The sequence below is a fragment of the Paenibacillus kobensis NBRC 15729 genome (assembly GCF_004000825.1).
Taxonomy (GTDB): Bacteria; Bacillota; Bacilli; order Paenibacillales; family Paenibacillaceae; genus Paenibacillus_T; species Paenibacillus_T kobensis.
In genome coordinates, this window is sequence record NZ_BILZ01000018.1 from 1 (window position 1) to 16,041 (window position 16,041).

At 52.6% G+C, this 16,041-nt stretch carries 13 protein-coding genes and 1 pseudogene; all 14 read left to right on the plus strand.

The genetic code is table 11. The features are described 5' to 3' along the window. Positions 1–2,014: translation initiation factor IF-2 (infB, locus tag PKO01S_RS12475; protein ID WP_127531681.1), on the plus strand; the 2,014-nt coding region annotated here is incomplete at its 5' end. A gap of 15 nt (positions 2,015–2,029) precedes the next feature. Further along, the gene (rbfA, locus tag PKO01S_RS12480) at positions 2,030–2,386 is read left to right on the plus strand and encodes a 30S ribosome-binding factor RbfA (RefSeq protein ID WP_127531682.1); all 357 of its coding nucleotides are present in this window, start codon (positions 2,030–2,032) and stop codon (positions 2,384–2,386) included. After that, entirely contained in the window at positions 2,383–3,384 is a 1,002-nt protein-coding gene (locus tag PKO01S_RS12485) for a DHH family phosphoesterase (protein ID WP_127531683.1), read from the plus strand. The genes rbfA and PKO01S_RS12485 overlap by 4 nt, the downstream gene beginning before the upstream one ends. After that, positions 3,384–4,292, plus strand: coding sequence for a tRNA pseudouridine(55) synthase TruB (gene truB, locus PKO01S_RS12490; RefSeq protein ID WP_127531684.1), 909 nt, complete (start codon positions 3,384–3,386; stop codon positions 4,290–4,292). The genes PKO01S_RS12485 and truB overlap by 1 nt, the downstream gene beginning before the upstream one ends. 81 nt (positions 4,293–4,373) lie before the next feature. Beyond that, on the plus strand, positions 4,374–5,360 hold the full coding sequence (locus PKO01S_RS12495) for a bifunctional riboflavin kinase/FAD synthetase (RefSeq protein WP_127531685.1): 987 nt from the start codon (positions 4,374–4,376) through the stop codon (positions 5,358–5,360). A gap of 181 nt (positions 5,361–5,541) precedes the next feature. Then, complete coding sequence (gene rpsO / locus PKO01S_RS12500) at positions 5,542–5,811, plus strand: 30S ribosomal protein S15 (RefSeq protein ID WP_110043122.1); 270 nt, start codon at positions 5,542–5,544, stop codon at positions 5,809–5,811. A gap of 137 nt (positions 5,812–5,948) precedes the next feature. Then, positions 5,949–8,054 (plus strand): polyribonucleotide nucleotidyltransferase, encoded by a 2,106-nt coding sequence (gene pnp, locus PKO01S_RS12505; RefSeq protein ID WP_127531686.1) that lies wholly within the window; start codon positions 5,949–5,951, stop codon positions 8,052–8,054. A gap of 176 nt (positions 8,055–8,230) precedes the next feature. Beyond that, on the plus strand, positions 8,231–9,223 hold the full coding sequence (locus tag PKO01S_RS12510) for a polysaccharide deacetylase family protein (protein ID WP_127531687.1): 993 nt from the start codon (positions 8,231–8,233) through the stop codon (positions 9,221–9,223). A gap of 127 nt (positions 9,224–9,350) precedes the next feature. Further along, positions 9,351–10,616, plus strand: coding sequence for a M16 family metallopeptidase (locus tag PKO01S_RS12515; protein ID WP_127531688.1), 1,266 nt, complete (start codon positions 9,351–9,353; stop codon positions 10,614–10,616). A 40-nt stretch (positions 10,617–10,656) separates the two neighbouring features. After that, a pseudogene (dut, locus tag PKO01S_RS12520) lies at positions 10,657–11,039 on the plus strand (dUTP diphosphatase). Positions 11,040–11,848: 809 nt separating this feature from the next. Then, a complete protein-coding gene (gene dpsA, locus PKO01S_RS12525; protein WP_127531689.1) occupies positions 11,849–12,748 on the plus strand; it encodes a dipicolinate synthase subunit DpsA in 900 nt (299 codons plus the stop codon). After that, positions 12,745–13,344 (plus strand): dipicolinate synthase subunit B, encoded by a 600-nt coding sequence (locus PKO01S_RS12530; RefSeq protein WP_127531690.1) that lies wholly within the window; start codon positions 12,745–12,747, stop codon positions 13,342–13,344. Before dpsA ends, PKO01S_RS12530 begins: the two co-directional genes overlap by 4 nt. A gap of 303 nt (positions 13,345–13,647) precedes the next feature. Beyond that, positions 13,648–14,859, plus strand: a complete 1,212-nt coding sequence (gene dapG / locus PKO01S_RS12535) for an aspartate kinase (RefSeq protein WP_127531691.1) — start codon at positions 13,648–13,650, stop codon at positions 14,857–14,859. Between the two features lie 109 nt (positions 14,860–14,968). Further along, the gene (gene dapA, locus PKO01S_RS12540) at positions 14,969–15,829 is read left to right on the plus strand and encodes a 4-hydroxy-tetrahydrodipicolinate synthase (protein WP_127531692.1); all 861 of its coding nucleotides are present in this window, start codon (positions 14,969–14,971) and stop codon (positions 15,827–15,829) included. Positions 15,830–16,041: the final 212 nt, after the last annotated feature.

Sequence of the window (16,041 nt, forward strand, 5' to 3'; positions counted from 1 at the left end):
CGGCTTCGGCGGTAACCGTGGACCAAGCCAAGGCGGCGGCGCACCGGCAGGAACGAGCAGAGCGTCTGGTCCTACACAAGGTTCGACGAACTGGGCTTCCAGAAAGAACAAGCCGGGCGGCAACAACAGCAACAGCAACAGACGTTTCGACGACGGCAAGCAGGGCGGCAATTTCAGATCGAATAACAACCGCGGCGGCAAGGGCGGCAGAAACAACCGTGGCGCATCCCAACAAGTGTATCGTGAGAAGATCGACAACACGCCGAAGAAAATTATCGTGCGCGGATCGATGACGGTAGGCGAATTGGCTAAGCTTCTGCATAAAGACGCTTCCGAAGTAATTAAGAAGCTGATTTTCATGGGTGTAATGGCGACGATTAACCAAGAGGTTGATATTGAAACGATCCAATTGATCGCAGCTGAGTTCAACGTTGAGGAAGTCGAAGTGAAGATCCGCGTCGAAGAAGACCAATTCGAAACAGTGGAAGAGGTTGACGAAGAGGCAGATCTGGAGGCGCGTCCTCCGGTTGTTACGATCATGGGTCACGTTGACCACGGTAAGACGACGCTTCTCGATGCGATTCGCCACACGAACGTAACGGGCGGCGAAGCAGGCGGCATCACGCAGCATATCGGTGCTTACCAAGTCGAAATTAACCATAAAAAAATAACGTTCCTCGATACGCCGGGCCACGAAGCGTTCACGCTCATGCGCGCGCGCGGCGCTCAAGTAACGGACATTACAATTATCGTCGTTGCAGCTGATGACGGCGTCATGCCGCAGACGGTTGAAGCAGTTAACCATGCTAAGGCAGCTGGCGTACCAATCATCGTTGCAGTGAACAAAATCGATAAACCGGAAGCCAATCCGGATAAAATCAAGCAAGAGCTCACCGAGTACGGTCTCGTACCGGAAGAGTGGGGCGGCGACACGATCTTCGTCAACGTATCGGCGAAGCAGCGTATCAACCTGGAAGGGTTGCTCGAGATGATCCTGCTCGTAGCGGAAGTGAACGACTACAAAGCGAACCCGAACAAACGGGCACGCGGTACCGTCATCGAAGCCGAGCTCGACAAAGGCAAAGGGCCAGTTGCACGCGTACTCGTACAGCATGGCACGCTGAAGGTCGGCGACGCATTCATCGCAGGCAACAGCTTCGGCCGCGTTCGTGCGATGGTGAACGACAAGGGCCGCCGTCTGAAAGAAGCTGGTCCTTCCACGCCGGTCGAAATTACCGGTCTGACTGAAGTTCCGCTTGCAGGCGATCCGTTCCTCGCTTATGAGGATGAGCGCAAAGCACGTCAAATCGCAGAAACGCGTGCGACGAAAGCCCGTCAATCGGAGCTCACGTCGAACACCCGCGTAACGCTGGACGATTTGTACCAACATATTAAAGACGGCGAGATCAAAGATCTTAACGTTATCATCAAAGGCGACGTTCAAGGTTCGGTTGAGGCGCTCAAAGGCTCGCTCGGCAAGATCGACATCGAAGGCGTTCGCGTCAAGATCATTCACAGCGGCGCTGGTGCGGTAACGGAATCCGATATCAACCTTGCATCCGCTTCGAATGCGATCGTCATCGCCTTCAACGTTCGTCCTGAACCACAGGCAAGTGCAGCAGCCGAACAAGAGAAAGTCGACGTCCGTGTACACAACATCATCTACAACGTCATCGATGAGATCGAACACGCGATGAAAGGCATGCTGGATCCTGTATTCAAGGAAGTTGTCATTGGTCACGCAGAAGTGCGCATGCTAATTAAAGTAACGAAAGTCGGCACGATTGCCGGCAGCATGGTTATTGATGGCAAAATGCAGCGTAACGCTGAAGCGCGCCTTGTACGCGGCGGCAACGTTATTTTCACGGGCAAAATCGAATCGCTCAAGCGGTACAAGGACGATGCCAAGGAAGTTGCGCAAGGTTACGAGTGCGGTATTTCCCTCGACAAGTACAATGATATTCTAGAAGGGGATATCATCGAAGCCTTCGTGATGGAAAAGGTAGACAGGTAGAGAGGTGATTGCGTAATGGCAAAAGTCCGTGTGGGACGGGTCAGCGAGCAAATTAAGAAAGAGCTGAGCCAAATAATCCAAACCGAGTTGAAAGATCCTCGCATTGGATTTATTACGGTCACCGGCGTTGAAGTAACGAACGATTTGTCGCAAGCGAAAGTATTCTTGAGCGTTCTCGGCAGCGAGGAGCAGAAGGAAGAAACGCTGAAGGCAATCGCAAGAGGAACCGGGTTTATCCGATCCGAGCTGGGCAAGAGAATGCGTCTGCGGCATACGCCGGAACTCATATTCAAGTTCGATGCCAGCATCGAGTACGGCAGCCGTATCGAAGCATTACTGGAACAAATCAACCGAGGAGAGCGTCAGCTATGATCGGTTATACCGTGTTCAAGCCTGTTAAGGAATTGCTTGAGCAAGCCATACGCTTTATCCACGAGGGAGACGACTATTTAGTCGTCTCTCACGTGCAACCGGACGGTGATGCGATTAGTTCCACCGTCGTCATTGGATGGCTGCTTGAGAAGCTTGGCAAGAAATATACGCTTATTAACGAAGGAGCATCTCCTTCGCGGCTTCATTATCTGCATCTTTCCGATACGATTCAAAATTATAGCGAATCGAAGCCGAACCGCTCTTATAAACGTATTATCGCCGTCGATTGCGCCGATTTTCGGCGCATGGGCGATGTTGAGTCGTGCTTCGAGGACGGTTATGAGTTGTTGAACATCGATCATCATCCGACGAACGATTTGTACGGATCGGTTAACCTCGTTTTTTCCTATGCTGCGGCAACGGTTGAAATTTTGTACGAGCTGATTGAACAAGCGGGCATAGCGCTAGACGAGCCGGCGGCAACCGCCATTTATACCGGTTTGTTGACCGATACTGGCGGGTTCCGTTATTCCAATACGACACCGCGTGTCATGGAGATTGCTTCTGAACTGCTAAAACTTGGCGTTAACGGCCACTGGGTCGCGGACTATCTGCTTGAGCGAATGACAATGCCTCAGTTGAAGCTGCTGCAGCTTGGACTCAGCAGACTCACATTCTCGGAAGATGCGAAGATCGGATGGCTTTATATCGAAGCGAACGATTTGTCTGCAACAGGCGCTGCACCTGAAGATTTGGAAGGGCTCGTCAATTATGCGCGCAACGTGGATGGCGTTGAGGTCGGAATATTGTTCAAAGAGATGAAGAACGGGCATGTGAAGGTGAGTCTCCGTTCGGCCGGCAGCGCCGACGTTGCCGTAATTGCGCAATCGTTCGGAGGCGGCGGTCACGTTCGTGCCGCCGGCTGCCGTTTGGAAGAGCCGCTGCAGCAGTCGATGGAGAAAGTCGTGGAAGCGGTAAGAAAGGCGTTGAACGAATAATGGAAGGCATATTGGCGGTATGGAAGCCGGCCGGATGGACAAGCCACGATGTGGTGGCCAAAGTGCGGGGAATAACGAGGGAGCGGCGTATCGGCCATGCCGGCACGCTTGATCCGCAAGTTACCGGCGTACTGCCGCTTTGTATAGGTCGCGCAACGCGGGTCGTCGAATATTTGCAGGAACGTCCGAAAGCTTACGAAGCGGTGCTGCAGCTTGGCGTCGCGACCGATACCGAAGATATGACAGGTACGGTGATCGAAGAAGCCGATTCCGTCACGGTGACGAAGGAGCAGGTTGAAGCGGTTCTTGCATCGTTCATTGGAGAGATCGAGCAGGTTCCTCCGATGTTCTCGGCTGTTAAGGTCGACGGCAAGAGGTTGTATGAGCTTGCCCGCGAAGGCGTCACCGTCGAGCGGAAGTCGCGCAAAGTAACGGTCTATAGCATTGGATTCCTCGGTTTCGAACAAGACGACCGGCGGCCAACGATTCGTTTCGACGTTCAATGCTCGAAAGGAACCTATATACGGACATTGTGCGTCGATATTGGCAAGAAGCTTGGCGTTCCGGCTGCGATGGCGGAGCTCACGCGAACGGTATCCGGCGGGTTTACACGGGAACATTGCTTGACGATCGATCAGATTGCCAGGCTGCAGCAGGAGGGCGAGTTGCAATCCCGGCTGTTGCCTGCAGATCAGGCGCTCACACATATGCCGGAAGTAACGGCATTTGACAGAGCTGCTGAGATGGCGCTGCAAGGTCGTAAAATTGCGCCTGAGAAGCTGTCAGAGATAAACTCGTTGTTACCACGCGAGCCTGTTCGGTTGTATGATAGTAACAGACGTTTTCTCGGCGTATTCGAATGGAACGAAGAGCAGCGGCTGTTGTCGCCAGTCAAAGTGTTTAATTAGCATGTTTGCATGCAGCTTTGACGCCGTGCACGCCGGCCAATGAGAGACGGAATTAAAGAATAGATTGCGGGTGTTTGAGCTATGAAACTGATTTCCATCAGTTATCCGCTGTCGGATTCGTCGTTTGCGGAGACGGGCGAGGAGCTGTCGATTGCGATCGGCCATTTCGATGGTGTTCATATTGGGCATCAGAACGTCATTCGGCGCGCGGTGGATGCGGCGAGACAGCAGCAGCGCAAATCGGCTGTTATGACTTTTCATCCTCATCCGAAAGCTGTACTCGGACAAGGCGATCAGTATGTCAACTGCTTGACGCCGCTGGACGACAAGCTGGCGCAGTTCGCAGCACTTGGAGTCGACTATGCCATTGTTATGCGGTTCGACCACAGCTTTGCGGACGTATCGCCTGACCGGTTCGTGAAGGATGTGCTGGTTCCGCTTCAAGCCCGGCATGCCGTAGTTGGATTCGATTTTCGGTTCGGCCATCGCGGAGCAGGCGATGCGGCTTCGCTTCGGGAGCTCGGCTTGGAATCAGGTATGACAACGGAAGTCGTAGAGCCTCTGCTATATAAAGAAGTAAAGGTTAGCAGTACATACGTCCGCGAGACGCTCGCCGAAGGCGATATGGCGCTTGCGTGCGAGCTGCTTGGCCGTTCTTATGAGGTGGAAGGGACCGTTGTCCATGGTCATGCCAGAGGACGCACGATCGGATTTCCGACCGCGAATGTCGGGTTGACCGAGCCGTTCGTATCGCCAAGACTTGGCGTGTACGCGGTGCAGGCTTGTCTTGACGGACAATGGTATCCCGCTGTATTAAATCACGGGATTAAGCCGACATTTAAAGATGGGGAGACGGCGCCAGTGCTGGAAGCCCATTTGATCGGCTTTTCCGGTGATCTGTATGGCAAACCGATTCGGATTCGATTCATCACATTTCTGCGGCCGGAACGGAAGTTCGGCGGAATCGATGAGCTCATCGCGCAGATCGGCCGGGACCGTGATGAAGCGGCTGAGCTGCTAGCGGAGCTTGCGACCGGAGCCGCGTCACCAGCACGTCCAATCCAGTAGAACGCTGCCATATATCCTGGCGTTGTGCGGTTTACATTGGCCATGCATCTGTGCTATACTGAATGACGTTGCTGCCGATATGGACCTTGTCCTGGCAGTACAGGAACCTCAGCTTGGTTGTTCGCTCTCACCGGCGGCGACGAGGCTGACGGCGATTATTTGATTAGGAGGTGAACATAGGATGGCAATCACGCAAGAGCGTAAGAATGAGATCATCGAAACGCACAAGAAACATGCGAGCGATACGGGCTCACCAGAAGTTCAAGTCGCTATCCTTACGGAAAACATCGTTAACTTGACGAACCACCTGCGGACGCACAAGAAAGACCACCACTCCCGCCGCGGTTTGCTCAAGATGGTCGGTCAGCGCCGTAAGCTGCTGGCATACCTGAAGAACAACGACGTTAAACGTTACAGCGCATTGATCGAAAAACTCGGCCTTCGCCGATAAGCTTGGGGAAAAGCAACCTAGCCTTCTATCCGTCCGTCTTACGGGCGGAGAGCGGCGGGTTGCTTTTTGTAATGATATAGAGTTCAGAATGTTTTGCCATGTAAGTTATATTCAAACAATTTGACAGGAGGGATACGATGTTGAAGCAAGTAGAAATGACGCTCGGCGGCAGACCGCTCATTCTTGAAACTGGCCGTTTGGCCAAGCAGGCGAATGCAGCTGTCACCGTTCGATACGGCGAGACCGTCGTACTCTGTACGGTGACCGCTTCCTCGGAACCTAAAGATCTTGATTTCTTCCCGCTTACGGTTAACTATGAAGAGAAATTGTATGCTGTCGGTAAAATTCCTGGCGGCTTTATTAAACGTGAAGGCCGTCCGAGTGAGAAGGCGATTTTGTCGAGCCGTCTGACGGACCGTCCAATTCGCCCATTGTTCCCGGAAGGCTTCCGGAACGATGTGCAAATCGTAAACCTTGTTATGAGCGTCGACCAAGACTGCTCGCCTGAAATCGCGGCGATGATCGGTACTTCGGCAGCGCTGTCGATTTCCGATGTACCATTTAATGGTCCAATCGGCGGTGTAGTTGTCGGCCGTATCGACGGACAATTCATCATTAACCCAACGGTTGAGCAAGAAGCGGCAAGCGACATCTTCGTCGTTGTAGCAGGTACTAGCGATGCGATCATGATGGTGGAAGCGGAAGCGAACGAAGTGCCGGAGAGCGTCATGCTCGAAGCGATTATGTTCGGCCATGATGAGATCCGCAACATCGTCAAGACGATCGAAGAGCTGCAATCGATCGCTGGCAAAGAGAAAATGGCTGTGAAGCTGCATGCAGTTGACGGCGCTGTCAATGAAGCGGTACGCGCGTATGCGGCAGACCGGTTGAATGAATCGATCCGCATTCCGGAGAAGCACGCCCGTCAAGATGCGATTGATGCGATCAATGCAGAGACGGTTGCTCACTTCGGTGAAGTGTACGCAGAAACGCCGGATCTGATGGACGACGTGAAAGAAGTACTGTACGACATCGTGAAGGAAGAGGTTCGCCGCCTGATTACGCACGACAAAGTTCGTCCTGACGGCCGGGCGCTCAGCGAAATCCGTCCGATCGAGTGCGATACGGCGCTGCTTCCGCGCACGCACGGTTCGGGCTTGTTCACGCGCGGCCAGACGCAAGCGCTGAGCATTTGTACACTTGGTGCACTTGGTGACGTTCAAATTCTCGACGGCATCTCGCCGGAAGAATCGAAACGTTTCATGCATCATTATAATTTCCCGCCGTTCTCCGTCGGCGAAGCACGTCCGCTTCGCGCACCGGGCCGTCGCGAAATCGGTCACGGCGCACTTGGCGAACGCGCACTTTCGAAAGTGATCCCGCCGGAATCGGAATTCCCGTATACGATTCGTCTTGTATCCGAGGTTCTCGAATCGAACGGCTCAACGTCACAAGCGAGTATTTGCGCAAGCACGCTCGCAATGATGGATGCCGGCGTACCAATCAAAGCTCCTGTTGCTGGTATTGCGATGGGTCTGATCAAGGACGGCGACCATTTCTCGATTCTGTCCGACATTCAAGGGATGGAAGACCATCTCGGCGATATGGACTTCAAAGTGGCAGGTACGGCTGCAGGCGTTACGGCGATCCAGATGGATATCAAGATCGACGGCATCGACCGCGCAATTCTGAACCAAGCGCTTGATCAAGCACGCGAAGGCCGCATGTTCATTCTGGGCAAAATGACGGAAGTCATGAGCGAGCCGCGCAAAAACTTGTCCAAGTACGCTCCGAAGATTATGACGCTGCGCATCAATCCGGACAAAATCCGCGACGTTATCGGTGCTGGCGGTAAAATCATCAACAAAATTATCGAGGAGACAGGTGTCAAAATCGACATCGAGCAGGATGGTATGGTATACATCGCTTCTTCGAACGAAGAGATGAACCAGAAAGCGCGCTCGATCATCGAAGGCATCGTCAAGGAAGTTGTCGTCGGCGAGATTTATCTCGGAACGGTTAAGCGGATCGAGAAGTTTGGCGCATTCGTCGAAATTCTCCCGAACAAAGACGGCCTCGTGCACATCTCGCAAGTATCGACCGAGCGGATCGCGAAGATTGAAGACGTGCTGAAGATCGGCGATCAAATAACGGTTAAGGTGACAGAGATCGACCAACAAGGCCGTATCAATCTGTCGCGCAAAGCTGTATTGACGCAAGAATCGGAAGTTTCCTCACAATAATTGGTCTGCGTGGGATTAGCGGCATAGCCAAGCTCACGCAGTGCCTGTTTCAAAATTGCTGCAATACGCGCCTATTAAGAGCCAGATGCTATCTGTCTCTTTTTATGTTGTCCGGACAACCGAATAATCTCGTCCGATTTCTCATACATTGTAGAAGGGAAAGGTGGGAGGACGGGATGAAATACGGTAAAGCCGCTGCCATGGCAGGGTGTATGCTGGCGGTAATTGCGCTGGCGCAGTGGAACGGGCCTTTCGGGCAATATATTGCCGCATTGAAGACAGGGGATGGACCGGCAGCAACGACAAGCGCTCTTGTTGGAGCGGCGGACGAGCATTTGATGAACAATATACGATCCGAAGCCGAGAAGCGGCGCATTCCGCCAATCGATGCGAAGGTAGACCGGGTATGGAAAGCAGTGCCGGGCTATAATGGATTGGAGGTCGATATCGACCGTACATATGAGGCGAATGCATCTAAACCGGCGGGAGAGCCTCTTCAACTTATTTATAAAGAAACGGCGCCTGCGGTCGGATTAAACGATCTTGGAGCGCAGCCGACCTATCGGGGTAATCCGAACAAGCGGATGGTCTCATTGATGATTAACGTTGCATGGGGCAACGAGTATATAGAACCGATTCTGAAGACGCTTGAGCGGGAAAAGGTGAAAGCGACCTTTTTCCTCGATGGCAGCTGGTTGAAGAAGAACGGAGAGCTTGCGAGGCAAATCCAAGCAGCCGGACATGAAATGTCGAACCATGCTTACAGCCATCCGGCTATGAGCCAACTTAGCCGCGATGCGCAGTACAGGGAAATTGCGAAGACGGAAGCACTGCTGGAATCAACGCTAGGCGTGAAGAACAACCGGTGGTTCGCGCCGCCTTCAGGCGATTTCAATCAACAGACGGTACAAATCGCGTACGGACTCGGGCTTCGCACCGTGATGTGGACGATCGATACGATCGATTGGCGTAAGCCCCTTCCGTCTACAATCGTATCGCGGGTGCGCAATAAGCTGGAGCCGGGAGCACTCATTCTGATGCACCCTACCGCTTCAACGCGCGACGCGTTGGCGGACATGATCGGCGTGATTAAGTCGAAGGGCTATCAGATTGGGACGGTTAGCGAGACGCTTTCTTCAACTAGAACCGATGCGGAAGCAGGCAGATAGGCCGGCTTCCCTTTATTTGTTACCTTGAATTTGTTATAGTGTTTACTAATCATGAACGAAACGGCGAGACAGCTGGTCCGACAGGTGATACACGTCTATGCTCCGTCCAGAAGAAGGAGGATTCCGAGTGAAAAAATATACACTTAGCAACGGCCTGCGCGTTGTGGTCGAAACGATTCCGACATGCAGATCAGTATCATTCGGCATTTGGGTCAAAACAGGCTCGCGTCACGAAACGGTGCAGGACAACGGCATTTCCCATTTTATAGAACATATGCTGTTTAAAGGGACAGAGCGCCATACAGCGAAAGATATCGCGGATTTGTTCGACGGTATCGGCGGCAATGTTAATGCGTTCACATCGAAAGAATATACATGCTATTTCGCGAAAGTACTGGATAACCATCTGCCGATTGCAGTTGATGCGCTGGCGGATATGTTCTTCAACTCCAAGCTGGATGAGGAAGAGCTGGCGAAAGAAAAGAACGTTATATTAGAAGAAATTGCGATGTACGAGGACACGCCGGACGATAAAGTCCATGACGATGCATCGCGTTCCGCATATGGCGACCATCCGCTCGCTTACTCCATTCTCGGTCTTCAGGACCGGTTGACGGCAATGACAAGCGACGACCTGCGTGAATATATGGGTAAGCAATACCGTATCGATAATGTGGTCATTAGCGTGGCTGGCAACGTGGAAGAGCAAAGTTTGATTGAGCTGCTGGAACAGCATTTTGGTGCCTTCCAGAATAAAGGTGTCGTGGAGACGCTTGATACTCCAACATTTAGCGGGGGGTACCTGTTCCATAAGAAGCAAACTGAACAGAACCATATCTGCTTAACGTTCCCGGGTTGCTCGATTGCTGATCCGAACTTATATGCGATGGTGCTGCTTAACAATGCGCTCGGCGGCGGGATGAGCTCACGCCTGTTCCAAGAGATTCGCGAGAAGCGCGGCCTTGCCTACTCGGTCTATTCCTATCATACGTCGTTTGCGGATTCGGGCTTGTTCACGGTGTATGCCGGTACGGCGCCTAAGCAGACGAAGGATGTGCTGGACATTACGATGGATATTCTGGGCGAGCTTTCGGTTTCGGGCTTGACGGAAGCGGAACTGCACCGCGGCAAGGAGCAATTGAAAGGAAGCCTAATCCTGAGTCTTGAAAGCACGAGCAGCCGAATGAACCGTAACGGTAAAAACGAGCTGATGCTCGGCAGACATTACACGCTGGATGAAATGCTTGAACGAATCGACGACGTCACGATGGCTGATATCGCCGATATGACCAAACGGATGCTTAGCGTTCCATTCTCGGCAGCCGTTGTAGGCACGAACGATAAAGCCTCGGCGAAGCTCAGGAGGGACCAGTTTGTTTCAGGTACTGTTTAAAAGGCTGCCGGGAAATAAAGACGTAAAGCTTCCGGAGCGGATGTCGGAATGGGCTGCGGGCTTCGACTTCACGCAGCCGTCTCGGAACCGGTTACTCTCGCCCCAGGCGAACGTAAGCTCATCCCGACAGGCTTCTCAATGGCGATGCCTGAGCAATTAGAAGCACAAATCCGCCCGCGGAGCGGGCTTGCTTTTAAGCACGGCGTCACGTGTCTCAATTCACCGGGCACGATTGACGCGGATTACCGCGGAGAAGTAAAAGTGCTGCTCATTAATCTCGGGCAGGAGCCGTTCGTTATTACGCGCGGCGAAAGAATTGCCCAGATGGTGTTTCAGACGGTTCCGACCGTCACGATCGCCGTCGCAGACGAACTCCCTGATACCGTGCGCGGCGCAGGGGGCTTCGGCCACACTGGCGTATAAAGTTATACTGCAAAGCACGTTCCTTTAACCGGAACGTGCTTTTTTGTTGTAGTGACATTAGTTACACAAGTAATAGTGCTGTTGCATCACTTTTAGTGTCACACCAAGGGGATCGAGCGGGAAGTTGAAGCTGTTGCATCACTATTTGTGTCACACCAAGGGGATCGAGCGGGAAGTTGAAGCTGTTGCATCATTTTTAGTGTCACACCAGGGGGATTGAGTGGGAAGTTGAAGGTGTTGCATCACTATTTGTGTCACACCAGGGAGAGTGAGCGGGAAGTTGGAGCTATTGCATCACTATTTGTGTCACACCAGTGGGTTGAGGGATTAGATTTGGGCTGTACAGCAGAATGGTCAAAGCCTTTAATAATTGGCGGAGCCTTCAAGTGGGTGACTGAGGGCGGAAGCCCTCAAAAGGAATTAAGTTACATTAGAAGGCTAGCGTAAGTGTATATACGAATTGGTTGCGGACGGGCGAGCGGGACAAGGGAAATCTGAAGGAGAGGTTGCTGCGGAGCAGCAGGACGGGGGAACGGAGGAAAGTTGAAAGGGGGGCGTCCTCCGGGTGTCCAGAGGGCTGGAGCCCTTTGGGGCCCTCCCTTGCAGGGAGGGTTTGGGTGGGTAGAAAGAGATCTACGGGCCGCAGCCCTTGAAAGCTTAGTTTGGGAGTCTGAGGGCGGAGCCCTCATTATCATCCGGGAGTCTGAGGGCTGCGCCCTCAAATTGACCACCTCATATCATTCACCCCCTAATGGGCGATCGCATAAGATGCTCTATATCTTATGAGCGCAGAAAGGAGTGAGGCCTTCATGCTCACCGGCGTTCAAGTGCTGCTGATCGGCGGCGACGCCCGGCAGCTGGAAGTGATCCGGAAGCTGACGGAGCTTGACGCCATGGTCACGGTGGTCGGCTTCGAAGGTTTGCATACGTCTCTGGATGGGGCCGTCCATGCGGAGCTGCGCGACGAACTGTTCGATACAGCGGACGCGCTGCTGTTGCCTGCTGTCGGGACAGATGACAATGGGCTGATTACGGCTGTTTTCAGCGACAAAGAGCTGAGGCTGACCGATGCACAGATCGCTCGCTTGCCGAAACATGCGGCTGTGTATGCGGGAATGGCGAAGCCTTATTTGGTCCAGCTTTGTTCGAAGCACAATATTGCACTGTTCGAGTTGTTCGAACGCGATGATGTCGCGATCTATAACTCGATTCCGACGGCTGAAGGCGCCATTATGATGGCGATTCAGAACACGGACATTACAATTCACGGTTCGACCTGCATGGTGCTCGGAATCGGCAGAACTGGCATGACATTGGCCCGGACGCTTCAAGGATTAGGGGCAAAAGTGAAGGTCGGCGTAAGGCGGGAAGAGCACTTCGCACGCGCTTGGGAAATGGGTTTTATCCCGTTCTACACCGACCGTTTAATGCATGAAGTTGGCAACATTGACTTGCTTTTTAATACAATTCCGACTATGATAGTCACAGCGCAAATTATTGCGAATTTGCCCTCCAGGGCGGTCATTATCGACCTTGCTTCGAAGCCCGGCGGAACCGATTTTCGGTTTGCCGAGAAGCGTGGCATGAAGGCGATGTTGGCTCCCGGTCTCCCGGGCATCGTCGCGCCGAAGACGGCTGGACGAATCATAGCGGATTGCTTATGTCAGCTCATTATGGACAATGCGAAGCTATGGGGGGAGAGGCCATGAACTGGTCGGGGAAAACGGTCGGATATGCTTTGACGGGGTCTCATTGCACATTTGCCGAAGTAATGCCGCATATTCAACGTTTTGTCGATCTTGGAGCAAATGTCGTTCCAATTGCATCGCATACGTTAATGACGACAGATACGAGGTTCGGCACATCGGAGCATTGGCAGTCGGAACTGAAACGGATTACGGGAAACGAAATTATTTCGACGATTGTTCAAGCTGAGCCGCTCGGGCCGTCGAAATTAATCGACGTGCTCTTGATCGCCCCATGCACAGGCAACACAACAAGCAGATTGGCGAATGCACTTACGGACAGTGCGGTGCTTATGGCGGCGAAAGCGCAGTTGCGCAACGGCCGGCCAGTCGTTCTTGCCATCTCGACGAATGACGGTCTAGGCTTGAATGCAGCCAACATTGCGAAACTGCTCGTAGCGAAGAACATCTATTTCGTCCCATTTGGTCAAGACAATCCCGAGCAGAAACCGAACTCCCTTGTCGCGCGTATGGACCTTGTCGTTGAAGCCTGCGATGCAGCGCTTCAGGGCAAGCAGCTCCAGCCGATGCTGATTGAGCGTTTTCAATATGGAGTATAAGGGTAGATAACTACCAATTCACATGTAATAATCATGATTGCTAACGTTCCGGTACAACACAAACGTTAAATTTGCCGGGCTAACCGGCTGTATCCGCTTGCAAAGGTAGAGGCAGGCTGCCGGAAGCGCCGGAGCTTGCCCGCAATCGAGCAATTATTGCGGCTCTTTATAATGGAATTACCGTTTACGGTCATCTGCTGGATGGTCAGCAAGCAACGTTTACTTCTTCAGCAGATAATAGCAACAAAGGCTCCCGTCGCCAAGTCGTCCATATTCTTTTACATCCAATGGGGGACAGACATCATGCGGATACTAGTACAGAAATTCGGGGGCACCTCGCTTGCTACGGAGCAGGCGAGGGATTTTGTCATTCGTCATATTATGCGAGAACGCGAATCAGGCTATTCAATCGTCGTAGTCGTCTCTGCTATGGGACGAAGCGGCGATCCGTATGCGACGGACACGCTTCTTCGATTAATTGGCGATAACGGAGATGCGTTGCCGGCCAGAGAGAAGGATATGCTGCTTGGTTGCGGCGAATTGATTTCGGTAGCCGTATTATGCAGCAAGCTGCGTTCATTAGGGATTCCGGCTAAGGGATTCACCGGTGGAACGGCAGGTGTTATGACCGACTCTTCATTTGGTCAAGCAAGAATATTAGACATTAGAACCGGCTCGCTGCTAGATACCCTCAGCCGTGGAGAAGTGGCTATCGTTGCCGGATTCCAAGGACATACGGAGAACGGCGAGATGACGACGCTTGGCAGAGGCGGAAGCGATACGTCTGCTACAGCTCTTGGTGCAGCACTGCATGCGGAGCGGGTCGACATATATACCGATGTGAACGGCATCCTGACAGCCGATCCCCGCATCGTAGCGGAAGCGAAGCCTTTGTCCGTTGTCGGTTATGCCGAAATATGCAATATGGCACGGCAAGGGGCGAAAGTGATTCATCCAAGAGCGGTCGAGATTGCCCAGCAAGCCCGAATTCCATTGCGTGTCCGTTCTACATTCTCCGATGATGAAGGAACGCTTGTAACAGATGAGCGTGTGAATGCGGGAGGCACGGTTCGAGATAAACACGTAACCGGGATCGCACATGTTGCCGGAGTTACCCAAATATCGGTATATGCCCGCGAAGGGCAGGCTGATGTACAACTGCAAGTGTTTCAATCGATGGCACGCCACGGCATAAGCGTCGACTTTATCAATGTAACTCCAGGCGGGGCGGTTTATACCGTATTCGATCACGATGCGCCCAAGGCGGTACAAGTACTCGAAAGTCTTGGATACGTTCCGAATGCGATCAGCGGATGCGCCAAAGTATCGGTGATCGGCGGCGGGATGAACGGCGTACCCGGCGTGATGGCAAGAATCGTAGAGGCGCTTGCCGAGTCGGGCATTCCGATTCTGCAGTCGGCGGATTCGAATACGACGATCTGGGTTCTCGTAAGACAAGAGGATATGGCTTCGGCGCTGCGCGCTCTGCACACGAAGTTTGAATTACATTTATAGCGACAATGGCGGGACTGGCAGTCTTAGCTGCAAGTCCCGATGCATACATTTATTCATTCAACCTTATATCGAATAAAATTGCGGTTTCAACGAAGCAGGAGGAATCGTCATGGATTTTGGCAGATTAATTACAGCGATGGTAACCCCATTCGATGCAGATGGCACAATTGATTGGGAAACGACAGGCCGACTCGTCGATTATTTGATTGAGGTACAGCTATCTGACAGTCTCGTTGTGTCAGGAACAACGGGAGAATCGCCTACTTTAACGGAGGCGGAGAAAGAACAATTGTTCCGATTCGTCGTGGAACGCGCAGGCGGTAGAGCGCGCGTCATCGCAGGAACAGGCAGCAATGATACGGCGCATACGATTCATATGACGAAACTGGCAGAATCTTGCGGTGCAGACGGCATTCTTCTTGTAACGCCGTACTACAATAAACCAAGCCAAGAAGGTTTGTACCAGCATTTCAAAGCAATCGCCCAGTCGACAAAGCTTCCGGTTATGTTGTATAACGTGCCTTCCCGCACTGGCATTAGCATGACCGCAGCAACTACGCTGCGTCTCGCGGAACTTTCGAATATCGTGGCGACGAAGGATTGCGCTCCGCTTGATCAATTGGCAGAGATTGCATCACAAGCTCCTGCGCATTTCCGTGTATACAGCGGCGATGACAGCGTGGCTTTGCCGGCAATTGCGGTTGGTGCATACGGCATTGTCAGCGTGTCAAGCCATGTCGTCGGAAGTAAAATGAAATCAATGATCGACGCTTTCTTGAACGGCGATGTTCGTACGGCAGCCCAGCTGCACGCGGAATGTCTGCCTGTGTTCAAAGGATTATTCAATTACCCGAGCCCAGCTCCGGTCAAATATGCTTTGGCGCTAGGCGGCCTGCCGGTCGGCGGCGTCCGGCTCCCGCTTGTCGCATTGACGGATGCGGAAGGCGAATACTTGCGCCAACTTGTTTAATCGGTAACCACTAGAACCGATCTAAAGAGGGATTGTAACCGGTGCATCGGCCGCAAGCGTTGCTTGCAGGCCAAGCATCGGTTTTTTATTAGATGGGAAGTCTAAAGCCGAAGGCATTATTCGTTCACTTGTATTCCAGCTTTTGTATCATGTATAATGTAGTACAAGTGACTCGGTGCGGCAATTAATAGTAACAACCGAATAACGTAAGA